Consider the following 233-nt stretch of genomic DNA (forward strand, 5'->3'; position numbering starts at 1 on the left):
TCCGGGCTGTTGCCCTCCCTCAACTGCAACAGACGCGTCGCCGCCGTATCGCCAAGCTCGGCGATACTCACCTGCATCGTCGACAACGACGGGTGAACGAACCGCGCCAGGGGGATGTCATCGAAGCCTGCCAATGCCACGTCGGCCGGCACGCGCACGCCGGCCTGCGCGCACGCGTACAGGCAACCGAGCGCCATCATGTCGTTGGCTGCGAATACCGCATCGGGCAAGGC

1 protein-coding gene is annotated in these 233 nt (G+C 66.5%); it reads right to left on the minus strand.

Going from position 1 to position 233, the window contains the following annotated elements; translation table 11 throughout:
• A partial coding sequence (locus tag ACQG3P_RS24320; RefSeq protein ID WP_426806484.1) for a substrate-binding domain-containing protein occupies positions 1–233 on the minus strand: 233 nt, incomplete at both ends.

Source organism: Stenotrophomonas sp. SrG (assembly GCF_050031795.1).
Lineage (GTDB): Bacteria > Pseudomonadota > Gammaproteobacteria > Xanthomonadales > Xanthomonadaceae > Stenotrophomonas > Stenotrophomonas rhizophila_A.